A 16,958-nucleotide genomic window follows, 5' to 3' on the forward strand; every position below is an offset into this window, starting at 1 on the left:
TATTTAACTGTTGTTCAAGTAGCCATCGGCTTTAAAAAATAGTTTTACTTCAAATGATATCTAAAAAAAAGTCCCAATCTACAGCAAGCAGATTGGGACTTTGTGGTATTACTTTATTGTTCTTAGTATAAACTTGGATAAAGTGCAGGATTACTTTCGTGCATCATATCGTAAACTTTTTCAAAAATATCCTCTGCAGATGGTTTCGAAAAATAATCACCGTCAGTTCCGTAAGCTGGACGGTGCGCTTTAGCAGTAAGTGTTTGAGGCTTGCTGTCTAAGTAAGCGTAAGCGTCTTGTTGTTCTATAATTTGTTGTAAGATAAAAGCTGAAGCTCCGCCAGGTACATCTTCGTCAATTACTAACAAGCGATTTGTTTTTTGAATACTTTTTACAATATCTTGATTGATATCAAAAGGTAATAAAGATTGTAAATCGATAATTTCACAATCAATACCTACTTCACTGAGTTCTTTCGCAGCTTGTTGAACCAATCGTAGCGTAGAACCGTAAGAAACAAGTGTAATGTCGTTTCCAGTTTTTAAAGTTTCGATTACTCCAATTGGAGTTTTGAACTCACCGTAATTTGAAGGCATTTTTTCTTTCAATCGGTAGCCGTTCAAACATTCGATAACCAATGCAGGTTCATCACATTCTAACAAACTGTTATAAAAACCAGCAGCTTGTGTCATGTTGCGAGGAACCAAAACATGGATACCACGAACTGCATTAATAATCATTCCCATTGGTGAACCTGAATGCCAAATTCCCTCCAGACGGTGACCGCGTGTACGAATAATTAGTGGCGCTTTTTGTTTACCAACTGTACGGTATTGAAGGGTAGCTAAATCATCACTCATGATTTGAATAGCGTACAATAAATAATCTAAATACTGAATTTCGGCTATAGGGCGTAAACCACGCAAGGCCATTCCAATACCTTGACCCAAAATGGTTGCTTCGCGAATTCCAACATCGGCAACACGTAGCTCACCGTATTTCTCTTGCATTCCTTCTAAACCTTGGTTAACGTCACCAATGGCTCCAGCATCTTCTCCAAAAATTAGAGTTTCTGGATATTTTGTAAAAATAGCATCAAAGTTATCACGCAAAATCATACGTCCATCAGTATCTTCTTTGGCATCGTCTGCGTAAACAGGCAACACTTTTTGAGCAGAGAAAACGTTCTTTTCAGTTTCTGAAAATAAATTGCTACTAAAATTCTTTTGCTCTTTTTGAGTATACTCATTAATCCAAGTAGCTAAAACGGCTTTTCCACTTTCAGCAACAATTAAACGCAATACTTTACGAGCGGTTACTAAAATCTCTTTCTTCAAAGGAGATTTAATAGCGTTTAACTCATTTGCATAATTAGTGATAGCTTCTTTATGTTCGCTCGTTGCCGCAATTTCATTCAATAGTGCAACTAATGCTTTTTGATCGGCAATGATTGGTTCTAAAAAGGCATTCCATGCTGCTTTTTTAGCTTCCATTACGTCTTTTTTAGCTTGTGCATCAATGGCGTCAATTTCTTCTGGCGAGGCAATATTAATGGCAATCATCCACAATCTCATCTGACGGATACAGTCAAATTCTCTTTCCCAAGCTAAACGATCACTGTTTTTGTAACGCTCGTGTGATCCTGAACTAGAGTGTCCTTGAGGCTGTGTTAGTTCATTTACGTGAATTAATACTGGAATGTGATTTTCACGAGCAATTTGCGCCGCTTTTTGATACGTCGTAATTAACTCAGCATAATCCCATCCTTTTACACGAAGAATTTCATAGCCGTTGGTATCTTCTTCTTTCTGATATCCTTTTAATATTTCAGAAATGTTTTCTTTGGTAGTCTGATGTCTAGCATGTACCGAAATACCGTATTCATCATCCCATACGCTCATTACCATAGGTACTTGTAAAACACCCGCAGCGTTGATCGTTTCAAAAAATAATCCTTCAGAAGTACTTGCGTTCCCAATCGTACCCCAAGCTATTTCATTTCCTTGATTCGAAAAATTAGCAGCGTTTGGAATACCTTTTACATTTCTATAAATTTTGGAAGCTTGCGCCAAACCTAACAAACGTGGCATTTGACCCGCAGTAGGAGATATATCTGAGCTTGAATTTTTTTGTTTGGTTAAGTCTTTCCAAGAACCATCAGCATTTAAACTGTGCGTTGCAAAGTGCCCGCCCATTTGTCTACCAGCTGACATAGGATCTTGCTCAATATCGGTATGGCCATACAAACCTGCAAAAAATTGTTGCATGGTTAATTCGCCAATAGCCATCATAAAAGTTTGGTCGCGATAGTAACCCGATCTAAAATCGCCGTTTTGAAATGCTTTGGCCATAGCCAATTGAGGCACTTCTTTCCCATCGCCAAAAATTCCAAATTTGGCTTTTCCTGTCAATACTTCTTTTCGTCCTAATAAACTGCATTCGCGGCTAATGATAGCGGTGGTGTAGTCCTTTAAAACTTCGATTTTGAAATCTTCAAATGTCAACGTACTATTGGTTTTTTCTTTTATCATAATTGAAAAGCATCACTTTAGGCCACAAATTTACTGAAAAGCAAGTTCTTTTCATAATAGTTTGATGAAAATAGATTTTAATTTTTTCAATTTATTCTAAGAAAATGAAACTTATTTTTTTTATATATGTAATTTTATTGCTTTTAAAATAATAATTACGCAATAAAAAGCACTCATTAATTTCGATTAAAACCATTTTCGGCTAAAAAGATTGATTAATGTTTTAGGTGAAAATGTTACGATAAAACGTACTTTTTCGTTATAATTATTCGATGATATCTCCCAACCATTGCTTGAAAACACCGGAAAATAGAGTTCAAAATAGTCTGTAACTAAGTTTAATCTTACGCCGCTATCAAAAACAAAGCGTTCTTTTTGGCTTCGATTCTTTAAAAAACCCACATCGCCGTAAACTTCGATCCAATTCCAAATGCTCACACTAGCATTTAAACTACTTAAAAAAGTGTTGGCAAATGGCGTGTTTAATTTAGATTTAAATCCGCCCTCGGCGATAATGTATTGTTGACTAAATAAGCCACTGCTTTCAGATCGTCCTAAATAATTGTAATCAAACAAATAATCAGTAGGGCGATCTAGCGCGAAACTAAAATAATCCGAATCGGTTTTGTTGTATAAAAAGTGTCCTGCATACAAGCGCAAATTCAATTGGCGGTTGTTTTCGTATAATTTTCTGAATTCAACTTCCGCGGTGGCTTTACCGAATTTCCCTGAAAATTGGGTTACCGCGGTAAAATTAATGTGATTGGTGACTTCGGTTTTGTTGTTGCTGTAGCGTAAATCAAGTACTGAGTAATTAGCTGGTGAATTATCATTAACAAAAGCACTTGTTTCGCGATCTACATTAATTTGACGTAGCAAGATAAATTGTTTGCGGTTGTCTCTAAAATTTGGTTCACGAATGCGCATTTGCACCGAAGTATTGAGGCGTAAATAACTGGCATCTGGTGCATAGTTAAAGTAGTTGGCGCTAAGACCATATTTTAAATTGAACAAATTACTATTTCTTATATTTTGATTAACCACAAAGGCAGCAGCACCAGACAAATTTTGTGACTTAGTTGAGTAGGACGGATTGACGTCAAATGTAAACGGCTTGTCTAAAATAGTCTTGTTATGCAAACGTAATCCAGGCGTTAATCCGTCATAAAAGTTATAATAGATTGAAGGTAAAAACAAAATCTGATTGAAATAAGGATCCTCTAAATCTTTAAAAAAGGCAAATTTCAAAGGTCTGTTATTCGGAAAAAAACCATTTAGTTTATGCCAATTGTTTCGTAAATTATATTCAGGAACTTCATTTTTTAAATTAATCACTATTTTGTCTATCGCTTGGCGCGGAATCGTCATTGTGGTGTCACAGGCTTTGATATAGAACCATTTTTGATAAACTATTTTCCCTTTTGCTAAACCAAAAATGGGCACAGGTACTTGAGTTCCTGTTTTATTTTTAACCGAAAATGTAATACTGTCTTTGGTTGATGAAACGTTTTTAAATTTGTAATCAACAATCGATCTGGAGTTGATAATGGTGTTAAAAAACCAATCCAAATTAGTTGCAGTTTTACTTTTTAAAATGGTTTCAAAATCAGTTCTGGTGCTATTTTTTGTTTGATTATTTTGGTAAAATTCAAGTATTGTGCTTCGTAACACATCGTTTTGCAGGTACGAGTCCAAATATTTCAAACTCAAACCAGCTTTGTACTTGTTAGCAATTTGCTCGTTAAATTTTATCAAGGAACTTTTAGGTTCTCCAAGCGCTTGATCTAAATTTTTGCGCGCCATAAGCATGTAAAAATAACTATACTGATCATTAAATTCTACGTCAGCAAGACTAAAAGGTTTCAACAATTTTAACTTTGCTAAGTTACCAATCAGTTTACTATCAGGATAATAGTTTTCAATGTATTGCATCATTAAATATACTTGTAAACCGTCGTAAAGCCAATTGTCTTTTCTGGGATCAAGATGCAAACTATTTTTTAAAAAACTGTTCAAATAAGTTTTTAAAAATTTTATTTCGAATAAAAATTCATTGGGAAACGGACTCAAAAACGAAGGCAATTGGTTCAATCCATAAAACGGATTCTTATCATAATCGGCCTGCGCAACCATTATATTTTGCTGCGGATAATTCCCTAAAAAAGAATGCGTAAATTGAACAATTCGGTCTACGCTTATGGCTTTTTGAATGTCATTAACTTTATTTTGTTTTAAGTCGGTCCATACATTAAGCAAGGAATTATTGTAACTGTAAAAGCTAGGTTTGGGTTGAAGGCTGAGCGAGAAATCAGTTCTGTTTTTCCCCGTTCCTTGATAAACAGAGTTTTGCTCTATTGCTGCTTCATTAACATTCAAATCGGTAGTAATTATCCAATTGTTAGGCGTAGCAATAATAACTTCTAAGTTAGTAATGGCATTAGTTGCATCATCAAGGTTGTAATTGCTGTACCGCACAAAATCATGATTTTCATAGCGTGCCAAAAACAAAAAAGTATTTTTTAAATAAACACTACCTGAATCATTGTAACCAATTTTGGTGAACTTATCATGCGGAATTTTACTGTTGTAGCGCAATAAAAGTATTGTTTTTTCTCCCGGTAACAAAGGCTGAAGTAGCGTAAATTCTATCAAGTCAGGATGTTTTTCAGGTCGCTTCCAAATTAATGGCAATTGTTGTGCGTTGGTAATGCTCAGGTTTTGAGTACTGCCACGTTCTTCTTCTTTTGCCAAATGAAATCCTCTGTAAAATTCATCTGAAAAGCGTTTGGCTAACGGAGTAGTTTTACTAGAGTACGCATGATTCCAATCGTTTAAAACAATCGATTTTAAAGTGTCTTTAGTTTCATTCGTAAAGCTAATTTGTTGACTAACTTCAAAACTTTTGAGTTCCGGAAGCCATGTCAGCTGTATTTTAGATTCCTGTTGTCCCAACATTCGAGCGGGAAGCAAAACAGCTAGGAGGCAAAGTGTGGTAAAAAATAATTTCTTCAAAATCGGGTAGGGCTGTATTAAAAAATAAATATACTTATTATGGAATACAAATGCTTGCTATGAGTCAAATTTTACCCAAAAAAAAAAGAAGCTGTTGTGAGCAGCTTCTTTATCGTGTTAAAAATTAGGAGATAAATCGTATTTTTTATAAAAGGCATCAATTACTGCCACAACTTCATCTTCGGTATCTACAATCTTAATTAAGTTTAAATCTTGAGGACTCACTGTTTTTTCTTTTTCTACAAGTACCGTTTTTACCCAGTCAAGCAACCCAGACCAAAAACTGCTTCCTACCAATATAATCGGGAATTTTCCAATCTTTTTGGTTTGAATTAATGTGATCGCTTCAAAAAGTTCATCCAATGTTCCAAAACCTCCTGGCATCACAACAAATCCTTGAGAATATTTCACAAACATTACTTTGCGAACAAAGAAATAATCAAAGTTTAAGTTTTTATCAGTGTCAATGTACGGATTAAAATGCTGCTCAAATGGCAACTCAATATTCAATCCTACAGAGATTCCACCGCCTAAATGCGCACCTTTATTACCCGCTTCCATAATTCCAGGACCACCGCCTGTAATTACGCCGTAACCCGCTTTACTAATTTTGTAAGCAATTTTTTCTGCCAATAAGTAATTTGGATCCTCCGGCTTTGTTCTCGCCGATCCAAAAATAGACACACATGGACCTATTCGCCCCATGCTTTCGTACCCATTTACAAACTCGGACATGATTTTAAAAATCGCCCAACTGTCGTTTGCTCTAATTTCGTTCCAAGTTTTTTGCTTTAAACTATCTTGGATTATTTTATCCTCGTCATTATCAAAATCTTCTAATCTCATATTCTGTCTTTTAATTATCTTTTCTATTTTTTTCAGGAGCTTTATCCTGCTGTCCGTTCTATCTTTTTATTTTTTTCTTTAAAAAATAAAAAGGATGCCACTTCCATCAGGGCTAAAAATCGAGCCTGCTAAAGTAATTCTTTTTTTAAAACTGCAACATACTGCTTTTGTAGTTTTTTTCTAATTTTTTAGTCTCATATTCCCCTCCAAAAGATGGGAATTAAACCAACTCTTTCTTTAAAAACTGTGCGGTATAGCTTTTTTTGCTTTTTGCAACTTCTTCAGGCGTTCCCTTGGCAATCAACTGACCGCCGCCTTTTCCGCCTTCTGGACCAATATCAATAATGTAATCAGCCAGTTTAATGACATCCATATTGTGTTCAATAATTAAGATGGTGTTTCCTTTTTCAACCAGTTTGTTAATCACTTCCATCAGCACTCTAATATCCTCAAAATGGAGTCCTGTTGTAGGTTCGTCTAAGATGTAAAACGTATTTCCAGTGTCTTTTTTAGACAATTCTCCCGCTAACTTAATGCGTTGTGCTTCACCACCAGAAAGTGTGGTACTCTGTTGGCCAAGTGTAATATAGCCTAAACCAACATCTTGTAAGGTTTTAACTTTTCTATATATCTTCGGAATCATTTCAAAGAATGGAACGGCCTCATCAATGGTCATGTTCAATACATCCGAAATGGATTTTCCTTTGTATCTAATTTCTAGTGTTTCTCTATTAAAACGTTTTCCTTGGCACGTCTCGCATTCCACATACACATCTGGCAAAAAGTTCATTTCTATTGTTCGAACACCTGATCCTTCACAGGTTTCACAGCGTCCGCCTTTTACATTAAAGCTAAAACGTCCCGCTTTGTAGCCCCGAATCATACTTTCAGAAGTCATTGTAAACAGATTTCTGATTTCAGTAAAAACTTCGGTGTAGGTTGCTGGGTTGCTTCGAGGTGTTCTACCAATCGGACTTTGATCAATATCAATCACTTTATCGATATGCTCTAAACCTTCAATTTTTTTGTACGGTTGCGGTTTCTTGACACCATTAAAATAATACGCATTCAAAATAGGGTAGAGCGTCTCGTTAATCAAAGTCGATTTTCCACTTCCCGAAACTCCCGTCACGCAGATCATTTTACCCAAAGGCAACTCAATCGAAACGTTTTTTAGATTATTTCCAGTTGCTCCGGTTAATTTTAGGAATTTTCCGTTTCCTTCTCTTCGTTTTTTAGGAACTTCAATTTTCATTTCGCCATTCATATACATCGCTGTAATAGTATGGTGTTTCAAGATTTCGGCAGGTGTTCCTTTACTAATGATTTCACCTCCGTATTTCCCGGCTTTAGGTCCAATATCAATCACATAATCAGCGCGTTCTATCATGTCTTTGTCATGTTCCACCACCACTACCGAATTTCCAATATCTCGCAATTGCTCTAGCGATTGTATTAGTTTTTCATTGTCACGCTGGTGCAAACCAATACTCGGTTCATCCAAAATATACAATACACCAACCAATTGAGAACCAATTTGTGTGGCCAAACGAATACGCTGCGCTTCACCTCCTGAAAGTGATTTCGAACTTCGGCTTAAAGCCAAATAATCCAAACCGACATTCATCAAAAAATGTAATCGATCCTTAATTTCTTTGATTACTTCAGTGGCAATACGCTTTTGTTTATCAGATAAATGGTTGTCTAAATCTTTAAACCAAGCAGTCAAATCCGAAATGTCCATGTCGCACAACTCGGTGATATTTTTAGTGTTGATTTTAAAGAATTGTGCCTCTTTTTTTAATCGAGAACCTTCACAAACCGGGCATTTTATCTCGTCCATAAATTCCTTTGCCCAGCGCTTGATTGTCGCCGATCCACTTTCATCGTATTGGTTTTTTATGAAATGCGAAATTCCTTCAAAATCAATTTTATATTCTTTGGTAACTCCAGCTGTTTTCGATTCGATGCTAAATTTTTCTTTGCCACCATTCAAAATCATTTCCATTGCTTCAGTAGGAATGGTTTCAATAGCATCAGTCAATTTAAAACCGAATTTTTCACCAATGGTTTCCAATTGCTTAAAAATCCAAGAGCTTTTGTATTCGCCCAAAGGGGCAAAACCACCTGCTTTAATAGATAATTTTGGGTTTGGAACAATTTTTTTACTGTTGACCTCATTCACAGTTCCAAGTCCGTTGCAATGATCACAAGCTCCTTTTGGAGAATTGAAAGAAAACAAATTAGGCTCTGGATTTTGATAAGATATTCCAGTGCTAGGACACATCAAGTTCCGACTAAAATAGCGCACTTCATTCGAATCTTGGTCGAGAACCATCAATACATTTTCACCTTGATTCATCGCGGTATTAATGCTTTCCATCAAACGTTTAGTGTTATCTGGTGTGTCTTCAATTACCATTCGATCCACAACAATTTCGATGTCGTGTGTTTTGTAACGGTCGAGTTTCATACCTAGAGTAATATCAAGTACGTCGGCATTGACACGAACTTTCAAAAAGCCCTGCTTAGCAATTTGTTGAAAAAGCTCTGCGTAATGTCCTTTTCGAGCTCTAATTACAGGCGCCAAAATATTGATTCGTTTTCCTGCAAAATCCTGAATAATCAAGTCCTTAATTTGCTCGTCAGAGTAAGAAACCATTTTTTCTCCGGTGTTGTAACTGTAAGCATCGGCACCACGAGCATAAAGTAAACGCAAGAAATCATAAATTTCAGTTATAGTTCCTACCGTGGAACGCGGACTTTTACTGGTTGTTTTTTGTTCAATTGCAATCACAGGCGAAAGCCCGTCGATTTTATCAACATCTGGACGTTCTAATCCACCCAAAAACTGACGCGCATAGGCCGAAAACGTTTCTACATAACGGCGTTGCCCTTCGGCATAAATGGTATCAAAAGCTAAGGAGGATTTGCCAGATCCCGAAAGTCCAGTAATTACAACCAGCTTTTCTCTTGGAATGGAAACATCTATATTTTTTAAGTTGTGCACGCGAGCGCCTTGAACTTCAATGGTATTGTCTTTGTCTAGCATAATTTTTTGCAAAAAAGCAAAGTTACCATTTTGAATTGTTCTTTTGATGCAACAGTTTAGAAGTTTGTGTTAAAATGAGGTATAAAAAAAACGCCAACCGAAGTTAGCGTTTTTGATACAATTTGTTTTAAATGTTCTTATTCTGCAATAAACTCTGCAAATGTTTTCAAAACAAACGGAATGTTTTGTTCTTTTGCTTGTTTTAAATAATTAGCTTCATTTTTAGCTTTAACGGTCTTGAACTCCTTCATTTCGCTATCAAAGCGTTGCATAATCGATTCCTTATTTTCTAATTGTGAAGGAGAAGGAGCTGTAAAGTTGCTAGCAATAGAAGCGTATAATTCTCCAAGTTTCTCTCTCAACTGAGGTTCTGCTGAAGCTACGTAGCCATCACCAGTAGTAACTACCATTTTTGCTTTTATATTTTCAAAATCAGTTTTTATTTTTGTACCATTTTTAGCAAAACCTTTATTTTTAGCAATTAATTGATCTAATAATTTTACAGTTTCGTCAATTTCATACACTGCATAAGCTAGTTCCTCGTTTTTGTTGAACAACTCTCGAGTTGTTTCTTTTTGTTTCGCTCTATCAGCAGCAGATATACTACTTTTTGGATCATTTATAACTTTAAAATTGTGAGTATAAGTCTCTTTTCCTTTCGTCATTACTACTTTATAATTACCCTCTTGCACGCGTGGCGAAGTAAATCCTGCATAAGAAACTGTTTTTCCAGCAGCAATTTTTGGATTTTTCATGTTGTAGTCCCAAGTTACTACGTTGATTCCTTTTTGTTTGCCTGCAGGTAGCGACACCAATTTATTGCCTTGTTCGTCTTGTATTTCAAGATCCATCTTACCCAAAGTATGTCTTTTTTTCAAGTAATAGATAATTTGAGCACTTGACGATGGATTATTACCCACAAACTCCAATTCTGTGGCAGTAGTTCCAAAACTTGACTGCTCTTCAATTACTGCTGGCTTCATATTAAAGAAATGAACATCTTTAGCAAGAACGTCTTGACTGATTTGACGCAAGGGTGTAATATCATCTAGGATTATAACCCCACGACCATGAGTTGCCATAACCAACGAATTAGTTTTAGTACTTAATTCCATGTAGTGCACAGCAACCGCTGGCATTTTATTGGTAAAATGAGACCAGTTTGCGCCACCATCTACAGTTATGAATAGACCTTTCTCGGTACCCAAGAACAATAAGTTTTCATTGGTGAAATCTTCTTGAATATTACGCACAAAACCATCAACATCAGGAGTAATAATTGATTTCCATGTTTTTCCAAAATCGGTAGTTTTGTAGGCATATGGAGTATAGTCATTTTTTGCATGACCCTCAAAAACAGCATAGGCTGTTCCTTCTCCAAAAGTACTTGCTTCAATGTGATAACACCAAGTGTTTTTTGGAAGTCCAGCAATGTTAGCAACCACATTAGTCCACGTTTTTCCGCTATCTTTGGTAACTTGTACATTACCGTCGTCAGTACCGGCCCAAATCACTTTTTCGTTTAATGGAGACTCGGCAATTGTAAAAATAGTACAGTGTTTCTCTGCACCAGAATTGTCAACAGACAATCCACCCGATTTTTCAGTGTTGTATTTTGAAGCATCGTTTGTAGTTAAATCGGGTGAAATTTTGGTCCATGTACGACCCATATCCTCTGATTTGTGGACGAACTGACTTCCCATGTAGAAACGGTCGGCTTGTTTTTTACTTATTTCCATTGGAGCATTCCAGTTGAAACGTAATTTTGGATCACCTTTTACTGCTAATGGCTGAATGGTGATCAATTCTTGCGTATCCGTATTATAGCGCCAAACATTTTCGGCACCTTGCATTTCACTGTAAATGATATTTTTGGTTGGATGTTTGATTACTCTGAAACCATCACCTTGACCAATTCTAGTCCAGTCTCTAGATTCAATTCCGCCCGGACTTTTTGAAGGGCCATACCAAGAACCGTTATCTTGCAAACCTCCATAAACATTAAAAGGTTCTTTGTCGTCGATACTTACGTGATAAAACTGAGAAACAGGAATGTTGCTGACCATTTCCATAGTATTGGCGCCATCCCAACTTCTATAAACACCACCATCAGTACCACAATACATTCTGTTACTATCATTAATATCAAAAACAATATCATGAATGTCTGAGTGCATGTTTCCAAGGTTTTTAAAGGTTTTTCCACCATCTCTACTAATTGATCCGCTCAAACCACCTTTGACTACAATTTCAGGATTTTTTGGATCAACAGTGATTCTCGAAAAATAGAAAGGTCTTACCACTAAACCAAAATCATTATTCAGATGTTTCCAATTGGCACCAGCATCATCAGAGCGGTACAAACCATTTAATTCTGGTTTTTCTGTTTCAAGTACCGAGTATAAGATGTTGCTGTTAGAAGGTGCAACAGCAATAGCTATTCTACCCAATTGACCTGCTGGAAAACCAGTGTGGATTTTGTTCCAAGTTTTTCCACTATCTACAGATTTGTACAAAGCCGATTTAGTTCCACCTGAACTGAATGACCAACCCGTTCTCCTGAATTCCCAAAAAGAGGCATACATGATGGTGCTATTTTTAGGGTCTATAATCAAATCTGAACAACCTGTTTTGTTATCCACAAAAAGAACTTTGTTCCAAGTATTTCCGCCATCTGTTGTTTTGTAAATTCCTCTTTCGTCACTATCACCCCACAAGGCACCAAGAACACCAACCCAAACAATATCACTATTTTTAGGGTCAACAACAATAGAACTAATTCGGTCAGATTTAGGCAATCCCATGTTTTTCCAGTTCTGACCTCCATCTGTCGATTTGTAAATTCCATCACCCATGGAAACACTATTTCTAGTCCACGTTTCTCCGGTACCAACCCAAATGTTTTGGTCTGGTTTTGAAGGATCTATAATTACGCAGCCAATAGATTGAATATGTTCATCAAATATTGGATTAAACGAAGCTCCTCCATCGTTACTTTTCCAGACACCGCCGCCAGCTGTACCGGTGTAAATGATTTTATTATTGGTAGGATGCACTTCAAGATCCGTAATTCTACCACTCATTAAAGCAGGACCTAAGTGTCTGGCTTGAATGTCACCAAAAAGCTCTTTGCCTTTCAGGACGATTTTATCTTGTGCCAAAGCATTTGTTGCAGATAGTATACCTATACACACAACCCACATAATTCTTTTTTTCATAAAAATGTTTGTTAAAAAAAGTCCTTATTTTGCAATAAGGACTTCGAGTTGTTTAATAGATATTATTGAGCTGGAAAAGCGTAAATTTTTGAATCTAAAGTAGGGTTTAAAGTAATTTTTTTAACCTTCATTTCTTGGCCACCTTGATTAATTGAAAATGGGAAATAGATTCCGTCCACCTCTTGATAATCGCTCATAGTAGAAGTTGATTTTTGTCCTTTTGCAGGTCCTTGCTTAATCTCAGTTTCAGCTGCGATTGGTAAATTGTTCTCGGTTTCAAAAAAATAATAAGAAACATCATCAGATTTTACACCATTTACCATGACTGGTTTTTTAGTGAATTTTATTTTGTAGCATTCTGTTCCTTCTTTTGTTTCCTTGCCCATAAATTCTGCAGTATATCCTTTGGATTTGTAGTTTAAAAATGGCTCTGGAAAATCTTCATTACTTAATTTAGCATTTGCGGTAGTTTCTGCATCCATTTTTTCAGCTTTCATTGTCATAAAGTTGGTGCTCCACATCGTTTCACCGTCTGACGCCATTTGTGTAATTTCTTTTCCTTGGAAGTTGAGTTTTACAGCCATTTTCCCTCCTTTTTCTTGGAAAACTTCGACCGGAATTTCCATTCCTTGAGCGTTAGTAACCATTTCCATCTTTACACTTTTCAAGGCTTTTAATTTTTCTGCGCCACCAATGGTTGTAATGTATTTTGAAATAATTTCATCTGCTGATTGTGCAAATAATGAAGCACTGCTTGTACATAGAAAAAGTGCTAGTACGCTGATTTTTAATGTTTTCATAATGTTCTAATTTAGTTATTTTTAGTTAGATGATTTGTGATATGTAAGTATACCTTATGTTAATTTTGTTACAAAAATCTTTATTTATGTGAATACTTGGTTTTGAATAGCATAAATAGGCATCACGTGTATTGAGATAATTTGAGAAAGCCTCAGTTTCGGTTATTGTTTCAAAGTTGATATTCGGAACTTTCATAGTCGTTTTATTATTAATGAAATTTTAGTCGGTGCCCATTGAAATTTAATAATCTTGCCTTGGTCAAGGATAATTTTTTAGAACAGTTATATTATCATTTTGATTAGTTCTTGCATTCTAAAATCATAGAAGTTTATTGAAAATTTTGAGATATATTTGATAGTTTTAAAAAACATAATCAAAGGAAAAGTTTATTAAGTGAAAACAAGAATTGGAATTTTAGGAATTGGTGGAGTAGGCGGCTATTTTGGTGGATTGCTAGCAAAGGCTTATCTAAATTCAGATACGATTGAAATTATATTTATAGCCCGTGGTGAAACTCAAAACGCCATTGCACAAAATGGTCTAAAAATAACTACAGATACTACTGAAAGCATTGTTTTTCCTAAATTGGTCTCTAATAATCCAGCAGAGATTGGAACTCTAGATGTACTTATTTGCGCTACAAAAACCTACGATATTGAAAACAGTTTAGCATCGATAAAAGAATGTATCAATTCAGAAACTATCATTTTGCCTTTGTACAATGGCGTTGATGCAACGGAACGTATTCAAACATTATTTCCTGAAAATACAATTTTGCAAGCTTGTGTTTATATTGTTTCAATGATTGAAGCGCCTGGGGTTATTAAGAAAATTGGGGCTTATGAAAAATTGTTTTTTGGTTCTACAACGGAATCAATTTCTAAATTAGAAGGATTACAATCTATTTTTATAGATGCAAAAATCGAAAGCCACCTCGTTGAAAATATCGAGGAAACGGTGTGGGAAAAATTTATTTTCATTTCAGCGCTAGCCTCAGCAACATCGTATTTAAATGAAAATATTGGAGGGATTTTAAACAACTCTCGTAACAAAGAACTTTATAATTCTTTATTAAATGAAATTTCTAATGTTGCTTTAGCAAAAGGGCTCAAATTACCGAACGATATTGTTGTTCAAACCATAACAAAACTCGAAAAAACACCACAGAATAACACATCATCGATGCATCGAGATTTGTTAGCTGGAAAAACTACAGAAGTGAAATCACTGACAGAATATGTGGTTGCTGAAGGGTTGAAATATGGAATTCCAACTCCGAACTATCAAATAATTTTAAACAAACTAACTAGAGAATAAGAAATAGTGTAAAATTCTGATTTTTTGAATTTTAATTTAGTAGGTTTGATAGCCAGAATTACTCATAAAAAATTGACTTAAAAAAGAATTCGCAATGACATTAAAAAATTTTATAAAAAGAAAAACTTTTATTTTAGCGGCCTTTATGGCTTTGATAATTCCTAATTCTTTTGCTCAAAATATAAACTCCGTAGCTAAAAGTCAATTTAAAATTAATGTACTTTTACCAGGTTTGGTGTACGAATATGGTTTAAGTTCTAAAAACACATTGTATGCTGAAATAAGTTCGGGGTACGGATATACTTCAAATATGTTTGGGAATACATGGAGTTTTTATCCATACGCAGACACGCAGTTCCGTCATTATTATAATCTTGATAAACGTGCTGCTAATAATAAAACTACAGCGCATAACACAGGAAGTTTTGTAGCATTAATGGGAGTTTATAACTTTGAATCGATAAATACTAATAAAAACTTTTTTCCAGCACAATCGTCTTTTACACTTGCACCAGCTTGGGGTTTTCAACGTACTTATAACAAAAAATTTAACCTCGATCTAAGCGCCGGAATAGGGTACAATTTTCAAGGTTCCGACTCCAATATCATACCAGTTATCAATTTTACACTTGGTTGGGTGATTGGTAAGTAATGAAAACAAAAAAAGCGCTCATAGAGCGCTTTTTTTATGGTAATTTATTCTTCTTCTTCTTGATCTAAGGGAATTACTTTAACATCGTCTTCGTCATCATCCTCGTCACTTTCAATTTCGAAAAAACTAAAGATCGATCCTCCATAACTTTTTTGGAAAGAAAAATGCATCATATGATCGAGCTTGGTGTATTTTGAATGTTCAATAACCATCATACCATCCTCGTTTAGCAATTGTTTCTCGAAAACTAAAGCTACAATGCGCTCAAATGTTTTTTGATCTAAGTTGTAAGGCGGATCAGCAAAAATAATATCGTAAGATGTTTTGCATTTTTCTAAGTAAGCAAAAACATCACTTTTAGTAGCAGCAATATTAAAATCGTATTCGGTAGCTACTTGTTTGATGAATTTTACGCAACCAAAATCGCCATCAACAGAGGTGATAGGTGTGCTTCCGCGAGATGCAAATTCGTAACTAATATTGCCCGTTCCTGCAAAGAGATCCAAAACTTTAAGGCTATCAAAATTAAAATGATTGTTTAAAACGTTGAATAATGCCTCTTTAGACATATCGGTAGTAGGGCGAACAGGCAGTCCTTTCGGAGGAAAAATGCGTCGTCCTTTGTATTTTCCTGAAATAATTCTCATGAATGGAATAGTATAAAATGGTTTCGGTTTTCACCTTCAGTAAAGTAATTGTTCCATCGTAAATCCTCCACATCAATTAATGATACATTTCGAATGTATTTATACGCAATATGAAAAAGCGGATTCTCTTTGGTAATGGCTCCAATTAAGTCTAAAGTGAAATATTCGGGGTTGAGCTGCAACTGTTCTGCAGTAAATAGGATGTAGTAAATAAAATCTTCTGGAGTTTGATATTCAAAAGAATTGAAAAAAAGTAATTTTTGATTTTGTACCACTACTATTTCAAAATGACTTTCACTTACGTGGACAAACATTTTTTTATCCCTCTGGTTTTTCGCAGCATTAAGCAATGTTTGCACTAAAATAGTACTCGCGTGCTTGTAATTAAAAGCTCCAAATTGATCAATAAAAAAATTATTAATATTTACATACGGAATAAAAACGGTATTCATTTCGTAAGCAGGAATAGCATCAAAAGCAAAAAAATCAGTTTCGAATACTTTGGTATTGTATTGCAAATAACTACCTAAATATTGCTCATCAAACAAAGGTTCAGGAACAAAGGTTGCCAAATTATTATTGTGAATCACAAGTACTTCGTCGTAAGAATCACGTAATTCAGGATGTTTGGTAAAAGCATCAGCAAATAATTCTTCGATTTTTGTTGTTTTAGGGAAAACATCAAAATGAATTTCGTTAAAAGACGAAACGGTATTATTTAAAGTATCGAAACAACAAAAGGAAAGCCCCGTTAATGAAACTTGAATAGAAAGTTTTTTATGTTTTTTATCGGTAATAATCATACTGCAAAGCCTTTTTTCGAGAAGGCAAACTTACAAATTTTAAAACAAAGAAACAGATTGTGAACCAGTGAAATCAAAA

Annotated in this window: 10 protein-coding genes; 2 read left to right on the forward strand and 8 right to left on the reverse strand. The window is 35.2% G+C overall.

The features are described from left to right. Positions 1–122 precede the first annotated feature (122 nt). The 6 genes from L1S34_RS07780 to L1S34_RS07805 form a co-directional block, all read right to left on the reverse strand. Positions 123–2,531 (reverse strand): alpha-ketoacid dehydrogenase subunit alpha/beta, encoded by a 2,409-nt coding sequence (locus tag L1S34_RS07780; RefSeq protein WP_236363534.1) that lies wholly within the window; start codon positions 2,529–2,531, stop codon positions 123–125. Between the two features lie 186 nt (positions 2,532–2,717). Beyond that, complete coding sequence (locus L1S34_RS07785; protein WP_370637589.1) at positions 2,718–5,543, reverse strand: aminopeptidase; 2,826 nt, start codon at positions 5,541–5,543, stop codon at positions 2,718–2,720. 117 nt (positions 5,544–5,660) lie between these two features. Then, positions 5,661–6,389: a TIGR00730 family Rossman fold protein gene (locus L1S34_RS07790; protein ID WP_166134495.1), complete on the reverse strand. Its 729-nt coding sequence runs from the start codon at positions 6,387–6,389 to the stop codon at positions 5,661–5,663. A 220-nt stretch (positions 6,390–6,609) separates the two neighbouring features. Continuing rightward, a complete protein-coding gene (uvrA, locus tag L1S34_RS07795; protein WP_236363535.1) occupies positions 6,610–9,441 on the reverse strand; it encodes an excinuclease ABC subunit UvrA in 2,832 nt (943 codons plus the stop codon). 137 nt (positions 9,442–9,578) lie between these two features. After that, entirely contained in the window at positions 9,579–12,659 is a 3,081-nt protein-coding gene (locus L1S34_RS07800) for a WD40/YVTN/BNR-like repeat-containing protein (RefSeq protein ID WP_236363536.1), read from the reverse strand. Positions 12,660–12,721: 62 nt separating this feature from the next. Beyond that, positions 12,722–13,459: an outer membrane lipoprotein-sorting protein gene (locus tag L1S34_RS07805; protein WP_236363537.1), complete on the reverse strand. Its 738-nt coding sequence runs from the start codon at positions 13,457–13,459 to the stop codon at positions 12,722–12,724. Between the two features lie 394 nt (positions 13,460–13,853). Between L1S34_RS07805 and L1S34_RS07810 the strand changes: the two genes are divergently transcribed. Both L1S34_RS07810 and L1S34_RS07815 read left to right on the forward strand, forming a co-directional pair. Then, a complete protein-coding gene (locus tag L1S34_RS07810; protein ID WP_236363538.1) occupies positions 13,854–14,777 on the forward strand; it encodes a ketopantoate reductase family protein in 924 nt (307 codons plus the stop codon). 94 nt (positions 14,778–14,871) lie between these two features. Then, entirely contained in the window at positions 14,872–15,429 is a 558-nt protein-coding gene (locus tag L1S34_RS07815) for a hypothetical protein (RefSeq protein WP_236363539.1), read from the forward strand. Between the two features lie 44 nt (positions 15,430–15,473). On the opposite strand, the gene L1S34_RS07820 is transcribed toward L1S34_RS07815, so the two are convergent. Both L1S34_RS07820 and L1S34_RS07825 read right to left on the reverse strand, forming a co-directional pair. Then, on the reverse strand, positions 15,474–16,076 hold the full coding sequence (locus L1S34_RS07820) for an RsmD family RNA methyltransferase (RefSeq protein ID WP_236363540.1): 603 nt from the start codon (positions 16,074–16,076) through the stop codon (positions 15,474–15,476). After that, the gene (locus tag L1S34_RS07825; protein WP_236363541.1) at positions 16,073–16,879 is read right to left on the reverse strand and encodes a DUF3822 family protein; all 807 of its coding nucleotides are present in this window, start codon (positions 16,877–16,879) and stop codon (positions 16,073–16,075) included. The genes L1S34_RS07820 and L1S34_RS07825 overlap by 4 nt, the downstream gene beginning before the upstream one ends. Positions 16,880–16,958 lie beyond the last annotated feature (79 nt).

This window comes from Flavobacterium sp. K77 (assembly GCF_021608205.1).
In the GTDB taxonomy this organism is placed as follows: Bacteria; Bacteroidota; Bacteroidia; order Flavobacteriales; family Flavobacteriaceae; genus Flavobacterium; species Flavobacterium turcicum.

Coding starts and splice junctions, on each gene's coding strand:
- L1S34_RS07820 (WP_236363540.1), bottom strand. CDS start 16,076: ATGAGAATTATTTCAGGAAAATACAAAGGACGACGCATTTTTCCTCCG.
- L1S34_RS07825 (WP_236363541.1), bottom strand. CDS start 16,879: ATGATTATTACCGATAAAAAACATAAAAAACTTTCTATTCAAGTTTCA.
- uvrA (WP_236363535.1), bottom strand. CDS start 9,441: ATGCTAGACAAAGACAATACCATTGAAGTTCAAGGCGCTCGCGTGCAC.
- L1S34_RS07800 (WP_236363536.1), bottom strand. CDS start 12,659: ATGAAAAAAAGAATTATGTGGGTTGTGTGTATAGGTATACTATCTGCA.
- L1S34_RS07790 (WP_166134495.1), bottom strand. CDS start 6,389: ATGAGATTAGAAGATTTTGATAATGACGAGGATAAAATAATCCAAGAT.
- L1S34_RS07805 (WP_236363537.1), bottom strand. CDS start 13,459: ATGAAAACATTAAAAATCAGCGTACTAGCACTTTTTCTATGTACAAGC.
- L1S34_RS07780 (WP_236363534.1), bottom strand. CDS start 2,531: ATGATAAAAGAAAAAACCAATAGTACGTTGACATTTGAAGATTTCAAA.
- L1S34_RS07815 (WP_236363539.1), top strand. CDS start 14,872: ATGACATTAAAAAATTTTATAAAAAGAAAAACTTTTATTTTAGCGGCC.